The organism is Paraburkholderia sp. BL6665CI2N2, assembly GCF_004366535.1.
Lineage (GTDB): Bacteria > Pseudomonadota > Gammaproteobacteria > Burkholderiales > Burkholderiaceae > Paraburkholderia.
Genome location: NZ_SORC01000001.1, coordinates 6,264,900 through 6,286,895, shown reverse-complemented (window position 1 = coordinate 6,286,895; position 21,996 = coordinate 6,264,900). Strand labels below are relative to the sequence as shown.

Here is a 21,996-nt window from a genome sequence, read left to right as displayed (position 1 = left end):
ATACAGAAAGTGCCCGGCCACAATTAAAAATCTCCCGGATGTCGATGTGCTTGCGCGCGCCGCAGGCTTGCCGCGCTGAATCGCTATAATTTCGCCATGTCCGAATTCTCCGAAACGCCTGCCGGCCTCGACGCCGCGCCCGCGATTGCCGCCGCGGCGCCCGGCCCACGCCCGTTACGCGCGATCCAGCCCCTTCCCGATCAGCTGATCAGCCAGATCGCCGCCGGCGAAGTGGTCGAGCGGCCGGCCTCGGTCGTCAAGGAATTGCTGGAAAATGCACTCGATGCGGGCGCGCAGTCGCTGCGCATCCTGCTCGACGAAGGCGGCGTCAAGCGCATCTCGATCACCGACGACGGCTGCGGCATCCCTGAGAACGAACTCGTGCTCGCCCTGATGCGCCACGCCACCAGCAAAATCCGCTCGCTTGCCGAACTGGAAGCGGTCGCCACGCTGGGGTTTCGTGGCGAGGCGCTGGCCTCGATTGCCTCGGTTGCGCAGATGACCATCACGAGCCGCACGGCCGACGCGGCGCACGCGGCGCACGCGGTGCGGGTTGATGCGGAAACCGGCGTGCTGAGCCCCGCGGCCGGCACTCAGGGCACCACAATCGAAGTCCGCGAGTTGTACTTCAACACGCCGGCGCGCCGCAAATTTCTGAAGAGCGAGCAGACCGAACTCGGCCATTGTCTCGAACAGATTCGCCGCGCGGCGCTGGCGCGGCCGGATGTCGCGATTTCGGTGCTGCATAACGGCAAGGCGGTCGAGCACTGGAACGCCAGCGAGCCGCCAGTGCGGGTCGCGAAGATTCTCGGCGAAACGTTCGCAACAGCCCATTTGCCGCTCGACGAATCCGCCGGACCGCTGGCCGTGTACGGTTGCGCGGGTTTGCCGACCGCGAGCCGCGGGCGCGCCGATCAGCAGTATTTCTTCGTCAACGGCCGCTTTGTGCGCGACAAGCTGCTCACGCACGCCGTGCGCGCCGCTTATGAAGATGTCCTGCACGGCGAGCGCTATCCATCCTATGTGCTGTTCCTCGATCTGCCGCCTGAGGCGGTCGACGTGAACGTGCATCCGTCGAAGATCGAAGTGCGATTCCGCGATTCGCGCTCGATCCACCAGTTCGTCTTCCACGCCGTGCAGCGCGCGCTAGCGCGGCATGCGGGCGCATCGCCGGAAACGACGGCGGGCGGGCATGCGGCACATCTCGAGCCTTCCGTTGGCGGACCGGCTTCGTTTGGCGCAACGCCGTTGGGTGGCGCGGGCATCGGCGGCGTCGCTTTCGGTGCGGGCAACCGCGTGGGCGGCCTCGGCGGCGGCTTAGGTGGCGCATCGGGCGGCGGCTTCGGCTCGTCGTCGCAGCAGCCAGGCAACACGTGGACGCGCCAGGCGCGCATGACGCAGGGCACGCTGCCGGTCGCGCAACCGCTCGCGTTTTACGACGCGCTCTTCGGTCGCAAAGACACCAACGCCGGTACGGCTGAAGGCGCCACGCTGTTCGAGGCGCGCGATTCGGCCGCCGAATCGCCATCGCCGTACAACGCGTCCGCGCCTTATCCGGCGCCCACGTTCCATGCCGCCGATGAGCAGCCGCTCGGCTTCGCCCTCGGCCAGATTCATGGCATCTATGTGCTGGCGCAGAACGCGCACGGTCTGGTAATCGTCGACATGCACGCCGCGCACGAGCGCATTCTGTACGAGCAGTTCAAGAACGCGCTGGCCGATCGCACGATTGCCGTGCAGCCGCTGCTGATCCCGCAATCGATGCAGGCGGACCCGATCGAAATCGGCACTGTCGAAGAAGAACGCGACACGCTGGATGCGCTCGGTTTCGACCTCGCCGTGCTGTCGCCCACTACGCTCGCGATCCGCGCCGTGCCGGCGCTGCTGAAAGACGCCGATCTGCAAGCGCTGGCGCGCGCGGTTCTCGCCGACCTGCATGCGTTCGGCGGCTCGCGCGTGTTGACCGAACGTCAGCACGAGATGCTCGGCACGCTCGCCTGCCATCACGCGGTGCGCGCGAATCGTCGTTTGACGCTCGATGAAATGAACGCGCTGCTGCGTCAGATGGAAGCCACCGAGCGCGCCGATCAATGCAATCACGGGCGTCCCACGTGGTATCAGTTGACGCTGTCCGATCTCGATCGGCTGTTCATGCGTGGTCAATGACGTGACGCCGCTTCGACCCGCAACCGCTTGCCCATGACCGCGCACATGACGTGGCGCATACCCACGGTCGTGCCGTGTCTGCTGGGCCCGACCGCATCCGGCAAAACGGCTGCCGCGCTGGCGCTCGCCGCGCGGCGCCCGGTGGAAATCATCAGTGTCGATTCGGCGCTGGTCTATCGCGAGATGGATATCGGCACGGCCAAGCCGACCGCTGAAGAACGCGCGGCGGCGCCGCATCATCTGATCGATATCATCGATCCCACCGACGCCTATTCCGCCGCGCAATTTCGCGCCGACACTTTACGGCTGACCGGCGAGATTCACGCGCGCGGCCGGCTGCCGTTGCTGGTGGGCGGGACCATGCTGTACTACAAGGCGCTCACGCAGGGGCTCAACGATCTGCCCACCGCCGACGCGGATGTGCGCGCCACGCTCGACGCCGAGGCCGCACGCGAAGGCTGGCCCGCCCTGCATGCACGGCTTGCCGTGATCGATCCTGAGACGGCCGCGCGGCTGGCGCCGAACGATTCGCAACGGATTCAGCGTGCGCTCGAAATTTTCATTCTGACTGGACAGGCCATGTCCGCTTTACTGGCCGCGCCCGCCCCACAGGACGACGCCGCGGCCGCGTGGCGCTTCGTGCCGATTGCACTGGAGCCGTCCGATCGCAGCGTGCTGCATACGCGCATCGAGAAGCGCTTCGATGCGATGCTAGCCGGCGGTTTCGTCGATGAAGTGGTGAAGTTGCGCGAACGCGGCGACTTATTGCCCGAGATGCCGTCCATGCGTTGCGTGGGCTACCGGCAAGTCTGGGAGTATCTGGACGGCGCCGTCGACTATTCGACCATGCGCGACAAAGGCGTCTTCGCGACGCGCCAGTTGTGCAAGCGGCAACTCACATGGCTGCGAAGCATGCCAGAGCGGGTGGTGGTGGATTGCTGCGATCCGCACGCGACGGCACGGGTGCTTGAGGCGATTGAAGCGTTGCTTTGAAACTTTGATTCGTGAAAGCTTTGAACCGCGCGGCGCCGGCTAGTCGCGCGCCGCGCGGTCTCGCAAGCCTTTTAGACCACGACGGTCTGAGCTTCACCGGCCGCGCTTTCGCGAATCACGCCGATCTTCCAGACCTGCTCGCCGGCAGCCGACAGCAGACCGATTGCCGCATCGGCATCAACAGCCGATACAACCACGGCCATACCGATACCGCAGTTGAACACGCGATGCATTTCCGCATCCGCCACGCCGCCGTGCTTTTGCAGCCATGAGAACAGCGGCGGCAACGGCCAGCCACGGTGATCCAGTTCAGCCGTCAAGCCTTCACGCAACACGCGCGGAATGTTCTCGACAAGTCCGCCACCCGTGATGTGCGCCATGCCCTTGACGGCGATCTGCTGCATCAGCGCCAGCAGCGGCTTCACATAAATATGCGTGGGCGCCATCAACGCGTCGGCGAGCGAACGGCCGTCGAAATCCGCGTTCAGATCCGGCTGCGCGCGCTCGATGATCTTGCGCACCAGCGAAAACCCATTCGAATGGATGCCGCTCGACGCCAGCCCCAGAACCACGTCTCCGGGCGCGATGGTGCTGCCGTCGATAATCTTGCTCTTTTCAACCGCGCCGACCGCGAAACCGGCCAGATCGTACTCGCCGTCGGGATACATGCCCGGCATTTCCGCCGTCTCGCCGCCGATCAGCGCGCAGCCCGACAGTTCGCAGCCGTGCGCGATACCCTTCACGACCGTTGCCGCCGTGCCGACGTCCAGCTTGCCGCAGGCGAAATAGTCGAGGAAAAACAGCGGCTCGGCACCTTGTACGAGAATGTCGTTCACGCTCATCGCCACCAGATCCTGGCCGACGGTGTCGTGTTTGTTCAGTTGAAACGCGAGACGCAGCTTGGTGCCGACGCCGTCGGTGCCGGACACCAGCACCGGTTCCTTGTATTTCTTCGGCACTTCGAACAGCGCGCCGAACCCGCCGATGCCGCCCAGCACGCCGTCGCGCATCGTCTTTTTGGCAAATGGCTTGATCGCGTCGACCAGGGCATCGCCCGCGTCGATGTCCACGCCGGCGTCGCGATACGACAGACCTTGGGCCGAATCAGTTGAATTCGGGGCGGATTTCGGTTGATTCATGGGGAAGAGCTCGAAGGTCGGTAAAATGCGATTTTACCCGATGCCGGCCCGGAGTTGGCGCTTCAGCGCTTACTCCGGCCCCATACAGAGTTGCCGGCCGACTGGCTGGAATTTGCATCACCCTCAATGATCCGGTCGCGACGACACCTGGGAAACAAACCTTGCAAGAGAACTCTTCGATACTGACGCCTGTTCAGCGCCGCGCCTTTATCTGGCTGGCTATCGCGCTCGGCGTCGGCATTTTGCTCTGGCTGCTGAGTCCGGTTCTCACGCCATTTCTGCTCGGCGCGATTCTCGCGTACATTCTGCAGCCTGGCGTGGCGTGGATGGTGCGGCGGCGCGTGCCGCGCAGTCTGGCCGCCTTGCTGATGATGCTGCTGTTCACGCTCGTGATGACGCTGCTCGTGCTGCTGGTTCTGGCGGTCATCCAGAAAGAAGCGCCGCAGCTCAAACAACAAGTGCCTGTATTCTTTGCACACGTGAACGCCTGGCTGCAACCCAAGCTGGCCATGCTGGGACTCGCCGATTCGCTCGATTTCGCCAGTCTGCGCGATCTCGTCATGGGGCAATTGGAAGGCAGCGCGCAAACCGTTGCGGTTTACGCGTGGACCTACATCCGCACGAGCAGCAACCTGATGATGACGGTGGTCGGCAACGTGGTGCTGGTGCCGCTCGTGCTGTTCTATCTGCTGTACGACTGGAACCGCATGCTCGCGCGTGCGCAGGTTGTCGTGCCGCGCCGCTGGCTCGACAAGACGCTGCAACTGGCGCGTGACATGGACCAGATGCTGTCGCAATACCTGCGTGGCCAGTTACTCGTGATGGGCGTGCTGGCGGTGTTTTACGCGGTGGCGCTGACTATCGCGCGCTTCGAGATCGCGTTGCCGGTCGGTATTTTTACGGGACTCGCGGTGTTCATCCCGTACATCGGTTTTGCAACCGGCCTTGCGCTCGCGCTGCTCGCGGCACTGCTGCAATTCGGCGACTGGTACGGCTTCGGCGCGGTCGCGCTGATTTATGGCGTCGGCCAGATCCTGGAGAGCTTTTTTCTCACGCCGCGGCTGGTGGGCGAACGGATCGGACTGCACCCGCTCGCGGTGATTTTCGCGTTGCTCGCGTTCGGGCAGCTGTTCGGCTTTTTCGGCGTATTGCTTGCGTTGCCGGTCAGCGCGATTCTGTCGGTCGCCGTGCGCGAGTTGCGGCAAAGCTATCTGACGAGCACGCTTTATAACAACTGACTGATCCTTGACTATTTCGGCCCGTCATACGGCCATTTGCGGCCCAAGCCTCCTTTTCGGCATCCACCTACTGTGCTTCGTCAACTGACGCTCGATCTCGGCACCCCGCCGCCATCGACATTCGACAATTTCTTCGCCGGCGCCAACGCTGAGCTGGTCACGCGCCTGCGCGAGCTCGAGAACGCGCTCGCAGCCGGGCCGGTCGCCGATCGCACGTTCTACGTGTGGGGCGAGTCCGGCAGCGGCCGCACGCATCTGTTGCAGGCGCTCGTGCACGAAGCGTCGCCGGGGCACGCGCGTTTCGCCGGTCCGCAAAGCAGCCTCGCCGCGTTCAGCTTCGACCCGCGCGTCGCGCTCTATGCGATCGACGATTGCGACGGCCTCTCGGCCGCGCAGCAGATCGCCGTCTTCAATCTGTTCAACGAAGTGCGCGCGCATCCCACCAGCGCATTGGTCGCCGCGGGCAACGCGCCGCCGATCGGCATGACGGTGCGCGAGGATTTGCGCACGCGCCTCGGCTGGGGCCTCGTGTTCCATCTCGCGCCGCTGCCGGACGAAGGCAAGGCCGCAGTGCTCAAACACGCGGCGCGCGAGCGCGGCATCATGCTGGCCGACGACGTGCCGGCCTACCTGCTCACGCATTTTCGGCGCGACATGCCCAGTTTGATGGCGCTGCTCGACGCGCTCGACCGCTTCTCGCTCGAACAGAAACGCGCGGTCACGCTGCCGCTATTGCGTACCATGCTCGCTTCGCCCGACGTCGAAGAACGGCGCGGCGGCCCGAGCTCGGCGGCCTCATCCGCGTCGTCCGCCGCTTCAAGTAAAATAGGCCCCCATGGCTAACCTCGCACTCTTCGATCTCGACCACACGCTCATCCCCACCGACAGCGACCACGAATGGGGCCGCTTCATGGTGAAACACGGCATGGTCGACGCCGAAAATTTCGCTCGTGAAAACGACCGCTTTTTCGCCGACTACAAAGCCGGCAAGCTCGACATTCACGCCTATCTGATCGCGATGCTCACGCCGCTGTCGAAGTACACGCGCGCGCAACTCGCCGACTTTCACGCGCAGTACATGCACGAAGTCATCAAGCCGGCCATTTTTCCCGTCGCGCTGGAACTGGTGAAGCAGCACCGCGAAGCCGGCGACCTGTGCTGCGTGGTGACCGCCACCAACGAATTCATCACCCGCCCGATCGCCCAGGCATTCGGGGTCGACGCGCTGATCGCCTGCGAAGCGGAAACCGTCGACGGCGAGCGGCATTCGCCATACACCGGCCGCCCCACCGGCACGCCCAGCTACAAGGAAGGCAAGATCGTGCGCACCGAAGCGTGGCTCGCCTCGCTCGGCAAGACGTGGAGCGACTTCGAGCACAGCTTTTTCTATAGCGACTCGCACAACGACATTCCGCTGCTCGAAAAAGTCACCGACCCAATCGCTACGAATCCCGACGACACATTGCGCGCCCATGCGCAGGCCAAAGGCTGGCGCATCCTCGAACTCTTCCAACCCTCGTGATCAAAAAATTTATCCGCAAACTATTCGGCCAGGATTCAGCGCCCGCTGACGAGAGCCTGCCCGCCGAAGCCGAAGCAGACGAAACCGGCAGCGCCCCGGCGCGCACAACGTCGAGCGCGAGTAAAGCCCGCCGCAAGCCCGCTCGCTCCGCCGCGCCCGTGAAAACCGTGCGCGATCCGGACGTGCCGGTCATCATTCCGCACGACGTGCACGGCATCGACCAGGCGCTGATCTCGAGAAACGCGATTCGCGTGACCGAAGGTCTGCAACAGGCGGGGCACCGCGCGTTCATCGTCGGCGGCGCGGTGCGCGATCTGCTGCTCGGCATCAAGCCGAAAGACTTCGACGTCGCCACGGATGCCACGCCCGAACAGGTGCAGAAGCTGTTCCGCCGCGCGCGCATCATCGGCCGGCGGTTTCAGATCGTGCACGTGCAGTTCGGTCAGGAAATTATCGAGACGTCGACATTCCGCGCGCTGGTCGATCCGCCCGCGGCCGACGCGCCTCCGGCGCGCCGCCTGAAGCGCGACGAACTCGACCGCCGCACCCACGCGGTGGACGCAAGCGGCCGCGTGCTGCGCGACAACGTGTGGGGCGAGCAGCACGAAGACGCCACGCGCCGCGACTTCACGATCAACGCGATGTACTACGATCCGGCCACGCAAACCGTGCTGGACTATCACAACGGCATGGCCGACATGCGCGCGCGTCTGTTGCGCATGATCGGCGACCCGGCCACGCGTTATCGTGAAGATCCGGTGCGCATGCTGCGCGTGGTGCGTTTCGCCGCGAAGCTCGACTTCGAGATCGAGGACAGCACCCGCGAGCCGATCGCCAACATGGCCGATCTGATCAACAACGTGCCCGCGGCGCGTCTGTTCGACGAGATGCTCAAGCTGATGCTGTCGGGCCATGCGCTCGCGTGCTTGAAACGCCTGCGTCAGGAAGGCCTGCATCATGGCCTGCTGCCCTTGCTCGACGTGGTGCTCGAGCAGCCCATCGGCGAAAAATTCATCACGCTCGCGCTGAACAATACGGATGCCCGCGTGCGCGCCGGCAAGCCGGTTTCGCCGGGCTTCCTGTTCGCTACGCTGTTGTGGCACGACGTACAGCAGCGCTGGCAAAAATTTGAAGCGAACGGCGAATATCCGGTGCCCGCACTACATCGCGCGATGGACGACGTCCTCGACATGCAAACGGAGAAACTCGCGATCCACAAGCGCTTCTCGTCGGATATGCGCGAGATCTGGGGCCTGCAGCTGCGCCTCGAAAAACGCTCGGGAAGAAGTGCGCTGAAGCTGCTGGAACACCAAAGATTTAGAGCGGGGTATGATTTCCTCCTGTTGCGCTGCGAATCGGGCGAACTCGATGAGTCGGTCGGTGCGTGGTGGACGGAGTTCATAGAAGGAGACATCGCCGCGCGTGAGGCATTGCTCACGCAAGGCGGGAAGGACCGAAGCCCCAGAAAACGACGGCGGCGCAGCAGTAGCGGTAGAAACCGCAAGCCGGGGGACGGATTGGAGGGCGGCACGCCAGCCGAACGCACAGCCGACGACGCAGGCCATGACGGCTCGCACGAAGACTGATATAGCGTTCGCTGTTGCCGTCGAACGATAGTTGCAGGAAGTTATGCCATGACGGTTGCTTATCTCGGCCTCGGCGCGAATCTCGGGGACGCGCGCCAGACCCTGAAAGACGCGGTGGTGTGCCTCGCACAACAGCACACCATCACCGTGCTCGCCAAGTCGAGCCTGTATCGCACTGCCCCGATCGACGCGGGCGGCGACGATTATTTCAACTGCGTCGTGCAGATCGAGACGACGCTCCCCGTGCGGCATCTGCTTGCGCTCTGCCACAAGATCGAGCATCAGTTCGGGCGCGAGCGGCCGTTTCGCAATGCGCCGCGCACGCTCGACCTGGACATCCTGCTGTTCGGCGATCAATCGATCGACGAAGCCGATCTGATCGTGCCGCACCCGCGTTTGATCGAACGCGCTTTCGCGCTGGTGCCGCTCGTCGAGATCGATCCCGCACTCGTGATCCCGCAACACGGCCGCGCGGAAGCGCTGCTCAGCCGTGTGAGCGATCAGCGCATCGAGAAAGTGAAAGGGCCTTGCCAATGTCCCATGCTCAATGCATTGGTCGCAGGCAAGAGCACCGCTCCTAAAGGCCGTTGCGAATGAATTCAACGCCGCTCACCGTCACCGCGCCGCAACTGCGGCCTCCGTTCGGCTATCTCGCGATCGAAGGGCCGATCGGCGTCGGCAAGACCTCCCTCGCACGACGCCTCGCGCAACGCTGGTCGATGCAGGAACTGTTCGAACGGCCGCAGGACAATCCCTTTCTCGAACGCTTTTATCGCGACACCGCGCGGTACGCGTTGCCCACGCAATTGCACTTCGCCTTGCAGCGCGCGCAGCAAGCTCAGGACGTGAGCGCGGCGCACGTATCGGGCACGCCGCTAGTCGCCGATTTCATGACGCAGAAGAACGACATCTTCGCGCGTCTGACGCTGCAGGAAGACGAGTGGCAGTTGTATCGCGCGCTCGCTGCGCGGATCGATGTCAGCGCGCCGGCTCCAGACTTCGTGGTGTATCTGCAGGCGAGCCCGGAAGTGCTGTTCGCGCGCATCCAGAAGCGCGCGGTGCCGATGGAACTGCAGATTTCCGACGCGTATCTGCACGCCCTGTGCGACGCGTACAACGAGTTTTTCTATCACTACGACCGCACGCCGGTGCTGACGGTCAACGCCGAACACCTGAATCCGCTCGACTCGGACGCGGACCTTGCGCTACTCGCCGAACGCATCGAAACCATGCGCGGCCGCAAGGAATTCTTTGTCAAAGGCACGTCGCTGTAAGCGGCGCAGCCACCTCTCTTTTCTCAACGGATTGACCCCATGACCTATTTGCAGGAAGCGAGCCGGAACGCCGTCACCGTGCCGAAACTGCAGGCAATGCGCGATGCCGGCGAAAAAATCGCCATGCTCACCTGCTACGACGCGAGCTTCGCCGCGCTGCTGGATCGCGCGGGCGTCGACGTGCTGTTGATCGGCGATTCGCTCGGCAATGTGCTGCAAGGCCAGACCACCACGCTGCCCGTGGCGCTCGCCGACATCGCGTACCACACGGCTAGCGTGGCGCGCGCGCGGCCCGCGGCGCTGATCGTGGCCGACTTGCCGTTCGGCTCCTACGGCACGCGGGAAGACGCGTTCAGAAGCTCGGTGGAGTTGATGCGCGCCGGCGCGCAGATGGTGAAACTCGAGGGCGGCGAATGGCTCGCGGACACGGTGCGCTTCCTGGTGGAGCGCTCGATTCCCGTGTGCGCGCACGTCGGTCTGACGCCGCAATCCGTGCATGCGTTCGGCGGCTTCAAGGTGCAAGGCAAAACCGAAGCGGGCGCTACGCAATTGATGCGCGACTCGCTCGCCGTGCAGCAGGCCGGCGCGCAATTGATCGTGATGGAAGCGATTCCGACACTGCTCGCAAGCGACGTCACGAAGCAATTGCGTATTCCGACGATCGGCATCGGCGCGGGCCTGGACTGCTCAGGTCAGGTGCTGGTGCTGCACGACATGCTGGGCATTTTCCCCGGCAAACGGCCGCGCTTCGTGAAGGATTTCATGCAAGGGCAGCCGAGTATTCTGGCGGCTGTGGAAGCGTATGTGGCGGCGGTGAAGGATGGTTCGTTTCCCGGCCCGGAGCATACTTTCTGAGTTTCAAGCGATAGAGAATGCGGTAGAACGGGCATCTTCGAGTCCGTTTTGAGACCTCTCCGATATCGCATGCAAAGCCGGTGGTCTATCTTCGTCTTGTTTATGCGGCCTGGCCGCGAGCCGAGGAGAGACCACCATGAGCCCTTTTTGTCTGATCGACGTCGCGGGAATCCGCGACCACGCCACCGTGCCGCATGACGTGCGCGAATCCACTTGGCACGCGCGGTTGAGCGTCTTGATGTCTCGGTTGTTGCGTGTATTTCATAGTTGAGGCGCGGCCCGCGGCCCTACGCCGCGTTTTGTTTGTCGCCGTTAGAGGCTTCGCGCTCTCGCCTCTATCAGTCCACGATTCGCGCCGGAACTGCGCCTCGCAGTGCATTGCACACCATTAGCGCTTCGGCATTTTGAAGATCGGTCCGGGTCAGCACACGTTCGCCCGCCTGTAGCTCCGAAGCGTCATCAAGCAGAACGCCGCGCATCACGCCGGGCAGCACGCCCGACGCAAGCGACGGCGTCCACCAGCGTCCAGCCAGTTTCACAAAAACATTCGAGCGGCCACCTTCGGTCAACTCGCCTTGCGCGTTGAAGAACAGCGTGTCGAATGCGCCCCTTGCTTCGGCTTCGCGCCAGCCGCGATCGTAGTCGGCGCGGCGCGTGGTTTTGTGGTGCAGCAGCGGGTCTGCGGCGTCGGTTGCCGGGAATCCGTGGTCGGGTCCGAGCAGCACGCCGACGGTCGATCCGGCTAACGGCGTCAACACCGCAGCCGTGATCTGGATCGTGCCGTTTTTGCTCAGCGCAAGCCGCATGCGATGCGGTGTGTGCCCGGGTAGCGATGCGCACTTCGCCGCGATCTCCGCGCTAATGACGTTTGTGTCGTCGAGTTTGAAGCCGAGCGTCGCGGCGCTCGACGAGAGTCGCGCGAGATGGCGCGACAGATGCCGAACGCCCTCTTCGCGCGTCGCATACATCGTTTCGAAAAGCTCGAAACCCGGCTCGGCGCCGGTCAGAAAGCTGGCCTTCAATTGGCACTCCGCGTATTCGTCGGCGGCGACGCTGTCGAGCACGATACCCGCGCCGACCCCCATCTTGCCTTCCAGTTGGCTGGTTTGCTTCGACGGGCTCAACGTCAGCGTGCGAATCGCGACGGACAGGCAGAAGTCGCCGCAGTCGGACTGGTTTGCAGGAGGCGCGGCTGCGTCAGTTTTGCTGGCAGCCGCTGAAGGCGCGTCCAGCCAACCAAGCGCGCCGGTATAGAGCCCGCGCGGCGTGCTCTCGAGTTCATCGATCAACTGCATCGTACGATGCTTCGGCGCGCCGGTGATCGAGCCGCAGGGGAACAGCGCGCGCAACGTCTGGGCGAACGACGTGGCGGGCTTGAGCGTCGCCTCCACCGTCGAGGTCATTTGCCACACCGACGCATACGGTTCGACCGAGAATAGCGCCGGCACCTTCACCGAACCCGTTCGCGCCACCCGCGACAGATCATTGCGCAACAAATCGACGATCATCACGTTTTCGGCGCGATTCTTCGGATCGTTGCCGAGGAATTCCGCAGCGCGCCGGTCCGCCGCGGGATCGTCCGAGCGCGGGGCCGTGCCTTTCATCGGCCGCGCACGCAACATCGCGCCGTGCTTTTCGATGAAGAGTTCCGGTGAGCACGACAGCACCCACCCGTCGTCAGGCAGCGAGATCAGCGCGCCAAACGGCACCGGCTGACGCGCCCTCAACCGCCGATACAGCGCGGCCGGCGAGCCGAATACATCGAAGCCGAGCCGATACGTGTAGTTGACCTGATAGGAATCGCCCGCGCGCAGGGCCGCGTGAATCGCGTTGATCGCCGCGTTGAACTGCTCGGGGTCGACGCTTGCGCGCACGTTGGCCGTACCCGCCACCGACGGCTCAGCCGCGCCTTCATCGCGCGCCATGAGCCACGCGTCGACCTCTTCACGACTGAGCTTCTCGCAACGTTCGAACAATAAAAAACGCAGCGTGGCATCGCCGCGCTGCGTTTTCAGAGACCGGTGTGCTTTCGAGTCGAGAAGATTCCGGCCGAACTCATAGTCGGCGAGCACGACGGCGTGCAAACCACGCCGCGTCTCCGTGGCCACGGTTTCGCACACGGCTTCGAGCTGTGCGGCGTTCGCACATACCCGTTCATGCACAAAACCCGTGTACAGACGACTCGAACGGCGCGCCGCCGTGGCGTCGCAATCGTCGAGCAACGCGAAAACCGCGCCGCGCTCATCTGCCGTCATACCTACCACCAACTTCAAACCGCCGTTAATCGAAGAAGCTCTTCACCCGGTCGAACCAGCTCTTGCTTTGCGGGCTATGCCGCGAGCCGCCCTCGACCAGCGCCTTTTCAAACTGCTTGAGCAGATCGCGTTGCGGCTCGGTGAGTTTGACCGGCGTTTCGACTTGCACGTGCACGTACAGATCGCCGGCAATGCTCGAACGCAGCCCCTTGATGCCCTTGCCACGCAGACGGAACGTCTTGCCCGACTGCGTGCCTTCCGGCACGGTAAAGCTAGCGCGGCCCGCGAGCGTCGGCACTTCGATTTCGCCGCCGAGCGCCGCAGTGGTGAACGGAATCGGCATCTGGCAATGCAGATCGTCGCCGTCGCGCTCGAACACCGAGTGCTGCTTGATGTGAATCTCGACGTACAGATCGCCCGACGGACCGCCGTTGATACCCGGCTCGCCGTTGCCGGCGGAACGGATCCGCATGCCGTCGTCGATACCTGCCGGGATCTTCACTTCCAGCGTCTTGGTTTCCTTCACCTTGCCCGCGCCGTGGCAGTGCGCGCACGGGTCAGGAATGTAGGTGCCGGTGCCGTGACACTTCGGGCAGGTTTGCTGAATGCTGAAAAAGCCTTGCGACATCCGCACCGAACCCGAACCGCTGCAGGTCGGGCAGGTTTCCGGCTTGGTGCCGGGTTTGGCGCCCGAACCATGGCAGATTTCGCACGAGACCCAGCTTGGCACGCGAATCTGCGTGTCGTAACCGTGTGCGGCCTGCTCCAGCGTGATTTCCATGCTGTAGCGCAAGTCGGCGCCGCGATACACCTGCGGACCGGCGCGGCCGCCGCCGCCGCGTGCGGCGCCACCGGCCGCCTGGCCGAAGATGTCGCCGAAAATATCGCCGAATGCGTCGGCAAAACCGCCGAAGCCTTGCGCCCCGGCACCGCCCATGTTCGGATCGACGCCCGCGTGGCCGTACTGATCGTACGCGGCACGCTTTTGCGAGTCCGAGAGCATTTCATAGGCTTCCTTCACCTCTTTGAAATGCCCTTCCGCATCCTTGTTGCCCGGATTGCGGTCGGGGTGATGCTTCATCGCAAGCTTGCGATAAGCCTTCTTGATTTCGTCGTCGCTCGCGTTCTTTGCGACGCCCAGAACCTCGTAGTAATCCCGTTTCGCCATATCGGTTCAACGCCACTCGCGCAATGCGCACGGTGGCTCCTCTTGAATGCTGGAGTCTCACGACTCGTCCGGCCGCTGTTTCACGCCGCCTGAATGCGGCTCCAAAACAACGCCCTCCATAAAACAAATGTGCCCGGAGAGCCTAAAAGGCTCGCCAGGCGAGATAACCGCTCTTGCACGTTTGCTGTCCCGCCGTTTGACAAAGCAGGCGCAGTCTCGGTGCAGCCGGGCCGCACACAAGGCTGTGTGCGGCTTTACGGTCGAAAGACGACCTGGCTTTAGTCTTTCTTGACTTCCTTGAACTCGGCGTCGACCACGTCGTCCTGCTGCTGGCTTGCGCCACCAGCCGTTGCACCCGCGCCTGCCGCGCCCGCTGCCGCCGCTTCCGCGCCTTGCGCGGCCTGCATGTCGGCGTACATCTTCTCGCCCATCTTCTGCGAGGCGGTGGCAACCACTTCGATCTTGGCTTCGATCGCGGCCTTGTCGCTCGAACCGCTCTTCAGCGTTTCTTCGAGGTCCTTCAGCGCGGCTTCGATCTTTTCCTTCTCGGCAGCTTCCAGCTTGTCGCCGTATTCGGTGAGCGCCTTCTTCGTGCTGTGGACCAGCGCGTCGCCCTGATTGCGGGCATCGGCCAGTTCACGCAGCTTGTGGTCTTCTTCAGCGTTCGCTTCGGCGTCCTTCACCATCTTCTCGATTTCGGCTTCGGACAGACCCGAGTTCGCCTTGATCGTGATGCGGTTTTCCTTGCCGGTCGCCTTGTCTTTCGCGCCGACGTGCAGAATGCCGTTCGCGTCGATGTCGAAGCTCACTTCGATCTGCGGCGTGCCGCGCGGTGCCGGCGGAATGCCTTCCAGATTGAACTCGCCCAGCAGCTTGTTGCCGGCCGCCATTTCGCGTTCGCCCTGGAACACCTTGATCGTCACGGCGCCCTGATTGTCGTCAGCCGTCGAGTAGACCTGTGCGTGCTTGGTCGGGATCGTGGTGTTCTTGTTGATCATCTTCGTCATCACGCCGCCGAGCGTTTCGATGCCGAGCGACAGCGGGGTCACGTCGAGCAGCAGAACGTCTTTACGGTCGCCCGACAGAACCTGACCTTGAATCGCGGCGCCCACGGCCACGGCTTCGTCCGGGTTCACGTCACGGCGCGGATCCTTGCCGAAGAACTCCTTGACCTTTTCCTGCACCTTCGGCATGCGAGTCATACCGCCGACCAGAATCACGTCGTCGATTTCGCCGACCTTCACGCCCGCGTCCTTGATCGCCACGCGGCACGGCTCGATCGTGCGTTCGATCAGTTCTTCAACCAGCGCTTCCAGCTTGGCGCGCGTGATTTTCAGGTTCAAGTGCTTCGGACCCGACGCGTCGGCCGTGATGTACGGCAGGTTGATTTCGGTTTGCTGGCTCGACGACAGTTCGATCTTCGCCTTTTCAGCCGATTCCTTCAGGCGTTGCAGCGCGAGCACGTCTTTCGACAGATCGACGCCCTGTTCCTTCTTGAACTCGGCAATGATGTAATCGATGATGCGCTGGTCGAAGTCTTCGCCGCCCAGGAACGTATCGCCGTTCGTGGAGAGCACTTCGAACTGCATTTCGCCGTCGACGTCAGCGATTTCAATGATCGACACGTCGAACGTACCGCCGCCCAGGTCATACACCGCGATCTTGCGGTCGCCCTTTTCGGCCTTGTCCAGACCGAACGCCAGAGCGGCTGCGGTCGGTTCGTTGATGATGCGCTTCACTTCCAGACCGGCGATGCGGCCCGCATCTTTGGTAGCCTGACGCTGGCTGTCGTTGAAGTACGCGGGAACCGTGATCACGGCTTCGGTGACCGGCTCGCCGAGATAATCTTCAGCGGTCTTCTTCATCTTGCGCAGCGTTTCCGCCGAGATTTGCGGCGGCGCGAGCTTCTGATCGCGCACTTCGATCCATGCGTCGCCGTTATCGGCTTTCATGATCTTGTACGGCATCAGCGCGATGTCTTTCTGAACTTCTTTTTCTTCGAAGCGGCGGCCGATCAGGCGCTTGACCGCGTACAGCGTGTTCTTCGGGTTCGTGACCGACTGACGCTTCGCAGGCGCGCCGACGAGAATTTCGCCGTCTTCCATGTAAGCGATGATCGACGGCGTGGTGCGCGCGCCTTCCGAATTCTCGATCACCTTGACCGAATTGCCTTCCATGATCGCCACACACGAGTTGGTCGTGCCGAGGTCGATGCCGATGATTTTGCCCATTTTTTCCAATCTCCTAACTTTGATCGCTGCGGGAATCGCCTTGTTCGCCCTGCTGGCGGTAAGGCGATCCGCTCTCAATTCATACCTGCACTCAACATAAGTGCGTCCGCATCGTTTTCAAGACCTCTTTTTACGATGCGGTCTTTAATTTTTTTCAATCGGGCGAACTTTTGCCCAAATTTGTTCCATCGGCCTGAGCGCCGCTCGTGGCGTCGGCCGTTTTGCCCGCCCGAATCTTCTCTGGTGCGGCCGCGAAACGCGACTACGAATTCCTTAAGCCTCAAGGCCTCGCCAGCCGGGCCCGCTTGCCGCGGTAGAAGAACCCCGTTGGCATGCCTTGCACAATGAAGCGCCGACCCGGGTCGGGATGCCCGTCAAACGTTGCTGCGACACCATTGAGGCCGAGCGCGGTAGCATCGACGGGAAGGTCAGCCATGGCGGCCACCTGCCGGACGAAACGGCTTGCCTCGCCCTGTGGCGTTTACTTCGGTGCTGCGACGGTCACGAGCGCCGGACGCAGTACGCGATCGGCAATCACGAAGCCCTTCTGCAGCACGGCCACCACGGTGTTCGGCTCCTGCTCGGCCGGCACCATGGAAATGGCCTGATGACGGTGCGGGTCGAACTTCTCGCCAACCGGATTCAGGGCGACGACGCGGCCCTTCTCGAGCGCGCCGGTGAGCTGACGCAGCGTGAGTTCGACGCCTTCGCGCACCTTCTGCAGATCGTCGGACGAGTGGGCGACCGCTGCCTCGAGACTGTCGATCACCGGCAGCAGATGCTCAGCGAAGCTCTCGATAGCAAACTTGTGCGCCTTGGCGACGTCTTCCTGAGCGCGGCGGCGGACGTTTTCGGTCTCAGCCTTGGCCCGCAGGAAACTCTCCTGCAACTCGGCGATCTTCGCTTCAGCTTCGGCCAAGGCCGTCTGCTCTGCATTGACCGGCGAATCGGTCGCGGCGTTGGCCGCCGCTTCCTGCTGGGGTGCTGCGGCCTCGGCGGCCTGGCGCGCGGTTTCGTCGGCGGGCGTGGGATTCTGGCTCGTCGGGTTCTCTTGCGTGTTTTCCATGTCGCTGAAAGTCGTTAAATGGGTGAAAGCGAGGTAAAAGCCAGCGGTGGCAGGCAACACATCAAACCTGGCGCGGTTTGTGCGTTGCAAAATCGCGACAGACAACTTCGCGAGTCACCGCAAATCAAAACGGCAGATGAGGCCGGGACCAACCATTTCAAGCGGTTCTCCCGGATCTTTTCGCACCAGGGATGGGTGGCGGAAATGCCCGGTTACAACCATTTTTGCTGCGCAATCAGATTGAGATTGAGTGCGATCGGCAAGTGGCCTATGCTCCATTAAAGCATCGGAAAAGACGCGTTAACCCTAATCTGACGTAAACCTTTCCGATTTATTGCAATTCCCACCTGATTCGCCCGTCTTTATCCTGAACCTTCCTGAGGGGAGTACCGTGAAACTGACCTTTGCAATCTCGGTGGTCGCATTGGTTCTGATTGCGGGCACCACGACCATCTGCATGTCCGGGGCCGTCAACGACCACACTACCGAATACGGCGGCGTGCACGCGACCATGGAACAGCTGTTCAACCCCCACCTGAAAGTTTGTCGATAGTGCGCCTGTCGCGTTTGGTCGGCCGGCCGTGTAAGGCGGCCGCCGGTTCACGGTACGTCTTGCGCCGCTCCTGTTCGACCTGCCGCTTCACCTTGCTCTCTTCGGTTTCCGCATAAAGCGTTTGCGCCACGCTCGCCGGGCCGCGCACGTCGCACACGCCCAGCACTTCCACCTGCCAGACAATTCGCTCGATCTCGATTTCGACCAGGTCGCCGACCCGCACGTCTTTAGCCGGCTTGACGCCGGCACCGCCAATGCGCACGTGTCCCTTTTCGACAGCGTCCGCCGCGAGCGAGCGCGTCTTGAAGAAGCGCGCCGCCCAAAGCCATTTGTCGATGCGCAGCTTCGCGCCCGCGTCTGTTGCAATGCTGTAGTTCATGAGCCTGTTCAAGCTCCTGTCGTATGCGGCACCGGCAACGCCTGCACAGGCCAGCCTTGCAGGTTCTGCGCAACGATTTCGCCGAGCGCGGCAATCCACGCCTGCGAGGCATTCAGGCAAGGAATGCGATGGAAATCCTTGCCGCCTGCATGGAGGAATTCGTCGCGCACCTCCATGCCGATTTCTTCGATCGTTTCAAGGCAATCAGCCGTGAAGCCCGGACAAAACACGTCGGCGCGCCGCACGCCCGCCGCACCCAGTTCCTTCAACGTGGGCGCCGTGTATGGCTGCAACCATTCGGCCCTGCCAAAGCGCGACTGGAACGTGATACGGCATTCCACCTGCGTCAGTTCGAGCGCCTGCATCAGCAGCGCGCCGGTTTGCTGGCATTGCTCGTGGTAAGGGTCGCCGAGATCCAGCGTGCGCTTGGGCACCCCGTGGAAACTCAGCACCAGCTTGTCGCCCGCGGCGAAATCCGGCCGGCCGTGCTGATGCCAGTAGTGATGCACCTGGGCGGCAAGCGCCGCAATGTAGGCCGGATGATCGGCGTACTGGCGCACCGTGCGAATTTCCGGCTGATTGCGCATACGCCTGAGCGCCGAAAAGGCGTCGTCGAACGCGGTGGCGGTGGTCGAGGACGAGTACTGCGGATACATGGGCATCAACAGCACGCGCTCGGCGCCCGCCAGCTTGAGCTGGTTCAGCATGGCCGGGATACCCGGCGTGCCATAGCGCATCGCGTAATCGACCAGCACCGTGTAGTCATTCAGTTGCAACAGATGGCGCAGGCCTTCCACCTGCTTTTCCGTATGAACGCGCAGCGGCGAGCCCTCCGGCATCCACACTGCAGCGTACTTCTTGGCGGAGGCGACGCCCCGAATCGGCAAAATCAGCAACCGCAGGATGATCTGCCAGAGCAGCGCCGGAATTTCGACTACGCGCGGATCGGACAGAAACTGCGCGAGATAGCGGCGTACCGCGCGCGGCGTCGGCGCGTCGGGTGTGCCGAGATTGATCAGCAGCACGGCGACACGGTGTGATGTTGCGTTTTGTGAGGGCCGCTCGAGGTCGAAGCGCATAGGCAGCAAAGCACCGGTGTTGGCGGAGAGTCAGTTCAGGTGGGATTCATTATAGCGGCGCGGTTCACGCACCGGTCCGCCGGACACCCCTGGCCATTCGGCCAATTGGCAAGCCGCGCGCCGTCACGCATTATTTGCAGCAGGAGCAGGAGCCAGCCGCGGCTGCGGTCGGGAGTCGAAGCCGCCTACTGCTGGCTGAGGGTCAGCGAGAGCAGGCGCGCGGTGATATCCACGATCGGGATCACGCGGTTGTAGGCCATGCGGGTCGGCCCGATCACGCCGAGCGTGCCGACGATCTTGCCGTTCACCTCGTACGGCGCGGTGACAACGCTCATTTCCTCGATCGGTACGAGATTCGACTCGCCGCCGATGAAAATCTGCACGCCCGCCGCGTGACTCGACACGTCGAGCAACTGAAGGAGACTGGTTTTTTGATCGAACACATCGAACAGCTTGCGCAAGCGCGCCATGTCCGACGAAAGGTCGGCCACTTCGAGCAGATTGCGCTCGCCGGAAATCAGCACGGTTTCGCCCGTGTCCGATTCGTCCGTGCTGGCCGTGACGGCGGCGTGCATGAGTGTGGTCATGTCGCCGCGCAGTTCGTCGATTTCTTCGCGCAGACGGCGCCGCACGTCGTCGAACGAAAGGCCCGCGAAGTGCGCGTTGATGTAGTTGGAGGCTTCGACCAGTTGCGAGGGCGAGAAGTCGCGCTGAGTCGCCATGATGCGGTTCTGCACATCGCCTTCCGGCGTCACGATGATCAGCAGAATGCGCTTGTCCGACAAACGCATGAACTCGATCTGCTTGAACACGTGGCTGCGCCGCGGCGTGAGCACCACCCCGGCGAACTGCGACAGGTTGGACAGCACGCTGGCCGCCGCCGCAACGATTTTCTGCGGCTCGCCTGCCTGCAGCGTAGTCTTGACCGTACGCGTCACGGCTTCTTCGTCCGCGGCGGACTCCACAGTGAGCATGGTGTCCACGAACAGGCGGTAACCGCGCGGTGTGGGAATGCGGCCCGCGGAAGTATGCGGACTGATCACGAGCCCCAGATCCTCGAGGTCGGACATCACGTTGCGGATCGTTGCGGGACTCAGTTCGAGGCCCGAATAGCGCGACAACGTGCGCGAGCCGACCGGCTGACCTTCGGCGATGTAGCGCTCGATCAGCGTTTTGAGGAGGGTTTGTGCGCGAGGATCTAGCATGAGGGAAAATTTTAGCTCAATGGCACGACTACCGCGAGCGCTAGGGGCGCCCATCCCTGACGAACGCGCCGCCGTTTGCCAAAGCGGCGCTCTGCCTTCGGTCCGGCCTGCGAGCCGGCGTTCCGCCCGGCGCTTTGCCGACCGCCTTGCGAGCCACCTTCTGGGCGGCCCGGCTGCCGGCGCCCCGCCGCACTTTAACCGGCGTACGTGTCATCAAGGCTTCACCATTCTAACGATAATCGCGAGATGCGCTGACAGCCCGCGCGCGCCGGCCCGCTACCGGGTCTGTCTGCGGTTCTTTTCAGGCCCTACCTATGGTGTAATGCCGGCATGCAAGTGACCAGCCAGTTCAAGACCGTCGCGCTCGTCGGGCGCAACAACACGCCGGGCATCGCCGAGCCGTTGACCGCGCTCGCCTCGTGCATCGCGAAGCGCGGCTTCGAGATCGTATTCGAAGCCGACACCGCCGCGGAGATCGGCGTGACCGACTATCCGGCGCTGCGTCCCGCCGAGATCGGCGCGCGCGCCGACGTTGCGGTCGTGCTGGGCGGCGACGGCACCATGCTCGGCATCGGCCGCCAGCTGGCGCCATATCGCACGCCGTTGATCGGCATCAACCACGGGCGGCTCGGCTTCATTACCGACATCCCGATCTCCGACATGCGCGAGATCGTGCCGCAAATGCTGTCGGGCAATTTCGAGCGCGAGGAACGCGTGCTGCTCGAAGCGCGCATCATGCGCGGCGGCAATCCGATCTATCACGCGCTCGCCTTCAACGACGTGGTGGTCAACCGCAGCGGCTTCTCGGGCATGGCGGAGCTGCATGTCTCGGTGGACGGCCGCTTCATGTACAACCAGCGCTCGGACGGCCTGATCGTGGCGACGCCGACCGGTTCGACCGCTTATGCGCTGTCGTCGCAAGGGCCGATTCTGCATCCGCAATTGCAAGGTATCGTGCTGGTGCCGATCGCGCCGCACGCGCTGTCGAACCGGCCGATCGTGCTGCCGGACGACTCGAAGGTGAGCATCCAGATCGTTTCCGGGCGCGAAGTGAACGTCAATTTCGACATGCAGTCGTTCACCTCGCTCGAACTGGGCGACACGATCGAAGTGCGTCGCTCGCGTCATACGGTGCCCATGCTGCATCCGGTCGGCTACAGCTTCTTCACCACGTTGCGCAAGAAGCTGCACTGGAACGAATACCCGTCGCACGAAGAAGATCCCAAGCCCTGAGCGGCAAGAAATCCGGAACGCGAACGCCGCCGCGGCCGAAACCCGAACATCAAG

20 protein-coding genes are annotated in these 21,996 nt (G+C 63.1%); 11 read left to right on the top strand and 9 right to left on the bottom strand.

Going from position 1 to position 21,996, the window contains the following annotated elements; genetic code table 11:
• The first annotated feature begins 96 nt into the window (after window positions 1-96).
• Window positions 97-2,166, top strand: a complete 2,070-nt coding sequence (gene mutL, locus B0G81_RS28270) for a DNA mismatch repair endonuclease MutL (RefSeq protein ID WP_134139784.1) — start codon at window positions 97-99, stop codon at window positions 2,164-2,166.
• A 45-nt stretch (window positions 2,167-2,211) separates the two neighbouring features.
• Entirely contained in the window at window positions 2,212-3,159 is a 948-nt protein-coding gene (gene miaA, locus B0G81_RS28265; protein WP_134139780.1) for a tRNA (adenosine(37)-N6)-dimethylallyltransferase MiaA, read from the top strand.
• 71 nt (window positions 3,160-3,230) lie between these two features.
• Here the strand turns inward: miaA and purM are convergent, their stop codons facing one another.
• A complete protein-coding gene (gene purM, locus B0G81_RS28260; RefSeq protein ID WP_134139777.1) occupies window positions 3,231-4,298 on the bottom strand; it encodes a phosphoribosylformylglycinamidine cyclo-ligase in 1,068 nt (355 codons plus the stop codon).
• 161 nt (window positions 4,299-4,459) lie between these two features.
• On the opposite strand from purM, the gene B0G81_RS28255 reads away from it, so the two are divergent.
• The 7 genes from B0G81_RS28255 to panB all read left to right on the top strand — a co-directional run bounded on the left by B0G81_RS28255 (window position 4,460) and on the right by panB (window position 10,773).
• On the top strand, window positions 4,460-5,536 hold the full coding sequence (locus B0G81_RS28255) for an AI-2E family transporter (protein ID WP_134139774.1): 1,077 nt from the start codon (window positions 4,460-4,462) through the stop codon (window positions 5,534-5,536).
• A 72-nt stretch (window positions 5,537-5,608) separates the two neighbouring features.
• Window positions 5,609-6,379 carry a DnaA regulatory inactivator Hda gene (gene hda, locus B0G81_RS28250; RefSeq protein WP_134139771.1) on the top strand — a complete coding sequence of 257 codons (771 nt, stop codon included), beginning with the start codon at window positions 5,609-5,611 and terminating at the stop codon, window positions 6,377-6,379.
• Window positions 6,372-7,058 (top strand): HAD family hydrolase, encoded by a 687-nt coding sequence (locus tag B0G81_RS28245; RefSeq protein WP_116142833.1) that lies wholly within the window; start codon window positions 6,372-6,374, stop codon window positions 7,056-7,058. Before hda ends, B0G81_RS28245 begins: the two co-directional genes overlap by 8 nt.
• Window positions 7,055-8,644 carry a polynucleotide adenylyltransferase PcnB gene (gene pcnB / locus B0G81_RS28240; protein WP_116119018.1) on the top strand — a complete coding sequence of 530 codons (1,590 nt, stop codon included), beginning with the start codon at window positions 7,055-7,057 and terminating at the stop codon, window positions 8,642-8,644. Before B0G81_RS28245 ends, pcnB begins: the two co-directional genes overlap by 4 nt.
• Window positions 8,645-8,692: 48 nt before the next feature.
• A complete protein-coding gene (gene folK / locus B0G81_RS28235) occupies window positions 8,693-9,241 on the top strand; it encodes a 2-amino-4-hydroxy-6-hydroxymethyldihydropteridine diphosphokinase (RefSeq protein WP_106284484.1) in 549 nt (182 codons plus the stop codon).
• Window positions 9,238-9,918 (top strand): deoxynucleoside kinase, encoded by a 681-nt coding sequence (locus B0G81_RS28230; protein ID WP_116119017.1) that lies wholly within the window; start codon window positions 9,238-9,240, stop codon window positions 9,916-9,918. Before folK ends, B0G81_RS28230 begins: the two co-directional genes overlap by 4 nt.
• A 39-nt stretch (window positions 9,919-9,957) precedes the next feature.
• The gene (gene panB / locus B0G81_RS28225) at window positions 9,958-10,773 is read left to right on the top strand and encodes a 3-methyl-2-oxobutanoate hydroxymethyltransferase (protein WP_106284486.1); all 816 of its coding nucleotides are present in this window, start codon (window positions 9,958-9,960) and stop codon (window positions 10,771-10,773) included.
• A gap of 338 nt (window positions 10,774-11,111) precedes the next feature.
• On the opposite strand, the gene pabB is transcribed toward panB, so the two are convergent.
• From pabB to grpE, 5 genes are all read right to left on the bottom strand, one after another.
• On the bottom strand, window positions 11,112-13,028 hold the full coding sequence (gene pabB / locus B0G81_RS28220; protein WP_134139768.1) for an aminodeoxychorismate synthase component I: 1,917 nt from the start codon (window positions 13,026-13,028) through the stop codon (window positions 11,112-11,114).
• A gap of 25 nt (window positions 13,029-13,053) precedes the next feature.
• Window positions 13,054-14,196, bottom strand: a complete 1,143-nt coding sequence (gene dnaJ, locus B0G81_RS28215) for a molecular chaperone DnaJ (RefSeq protein ID WP_106284488.1) — start codon at window positions 14,194-14,196, stop codon at window positions 13,054-13,056.
• Between the two features lie 278 nt (window positions 14,197-14,474).
• Window positions 14,475-16,427 (bottom strand): molecular chaperone DnaK, encoded by a 1,953-nt coding sequence (gene dnaK / locus B0G81_RS28210; protein ID WP_106284489.1) that lies wholly within the window; start codon window positions 16,425-16,427, stop codon window positions 14,475-14,477.
• Between the two features lie 280 nt (window positions 16,428-16,707).
• Window positions 16,708-16,863 (bottom strand): hypothetical protein, encoded by a 156-nt coding sequence (locus B0G81_RS44815; protein WP_243856599.1) that lies wholly within the window; start codon window positions 16,861-16,863, stop codon window positions 16,708-16,710.
• Window positions 16,864-16,908: 45 nt separating this feature from the next.
• Complete coding sequence (gene grpE, locus B0G81_RS28200) at window positions 16,909-17,493, bottom strand: nucleotide exchange factor GrpE (protein WP_106284490.1); 585 nt, start codon at window positions 17,491-17,493, stop codon at window positions 16,909-16,911.
• Window positions 17,494-17,884: 391 nt separating this feature from the next.
• Here grpE and B0G81_RS43830 point away from each other — a divergent pair, with 391 nt between their 5' ends.
• Window positions 17,885-18,046: a hypothetical protein gene (locus B0G81_RS43830; protein ID WP_012431795.1), complete on the top strand. Its 162-nt coding sequence runs from the start codon at window positions 17,885-17,887 to the stop codon at window positions 18,044-18,046.
• On the opposite strand, the gene B0G81_RS28195 is transcribed toward B0G81_RS43830, so the two are convergent.
• The 3 genes from B0G81_RS28195 to hrcA all read right to left on the bottom strand — a co-directional run bounded on the left by B0G81_RS28195 (window position 18,018) and on the right by hrcA (window position 20,709).
• Window positions 18,018-18,425, bottom strand: a complete 408-nt coding sequence (locus B0G81_RS28195; RefSeq protein WP_106284492.1) for an RNA-binding S4 domain-containing protein — start codon at window positions 18,423-18,425, stop codon at window positions 18,018-18,020. The two genes, B0G81_RS43830 and B0G81_RS28195, sit on opposite strands and share 29 nt — an antisense overlap.
• Before the next feature lie 8 nt (window positions 18,426-18,433).
• Window positions 18,434-19,504, bottom strand: coding sequence for a ferrochelatase (gene hemH / locus B0G81_RS28190; RefSeq protein WP_134139766.1), 1,071 nt, complete (start codon window positions 19,502-19,504; stop codon window positions 18,434-18,436).
• 185 nt (window positions 19,505-19,689) lie between these two features.
• Entirely contained in the window at window positions 19,690-20,709 is a 1,020-nt protein-coding gene (gene hrcA / locus B0G81_RS28185) for a heat-inducible transcriptional repressor HrcA (RefSeq protein ID WP_106284494.1), read from the bottom strand.
• A gap of 330 nt (window positions 20,710-21,039) precedes the next feature.
• Between hrcA and B0G81_RS28180 the strand changes: the two genes are divergently transcribed.
• A complete protein-coding gene (locus tag B0G81_RS28180; RefSeq protein WP_106284495.1) occupies window positions 21,040-21,942 on the top strand; it encodes an NAD kinase in 903 nt (300 codons plus the stop codon).
• The last annotated feature ends 54 nt before the right edge of the window (window positions 21,943-21,996 follow it).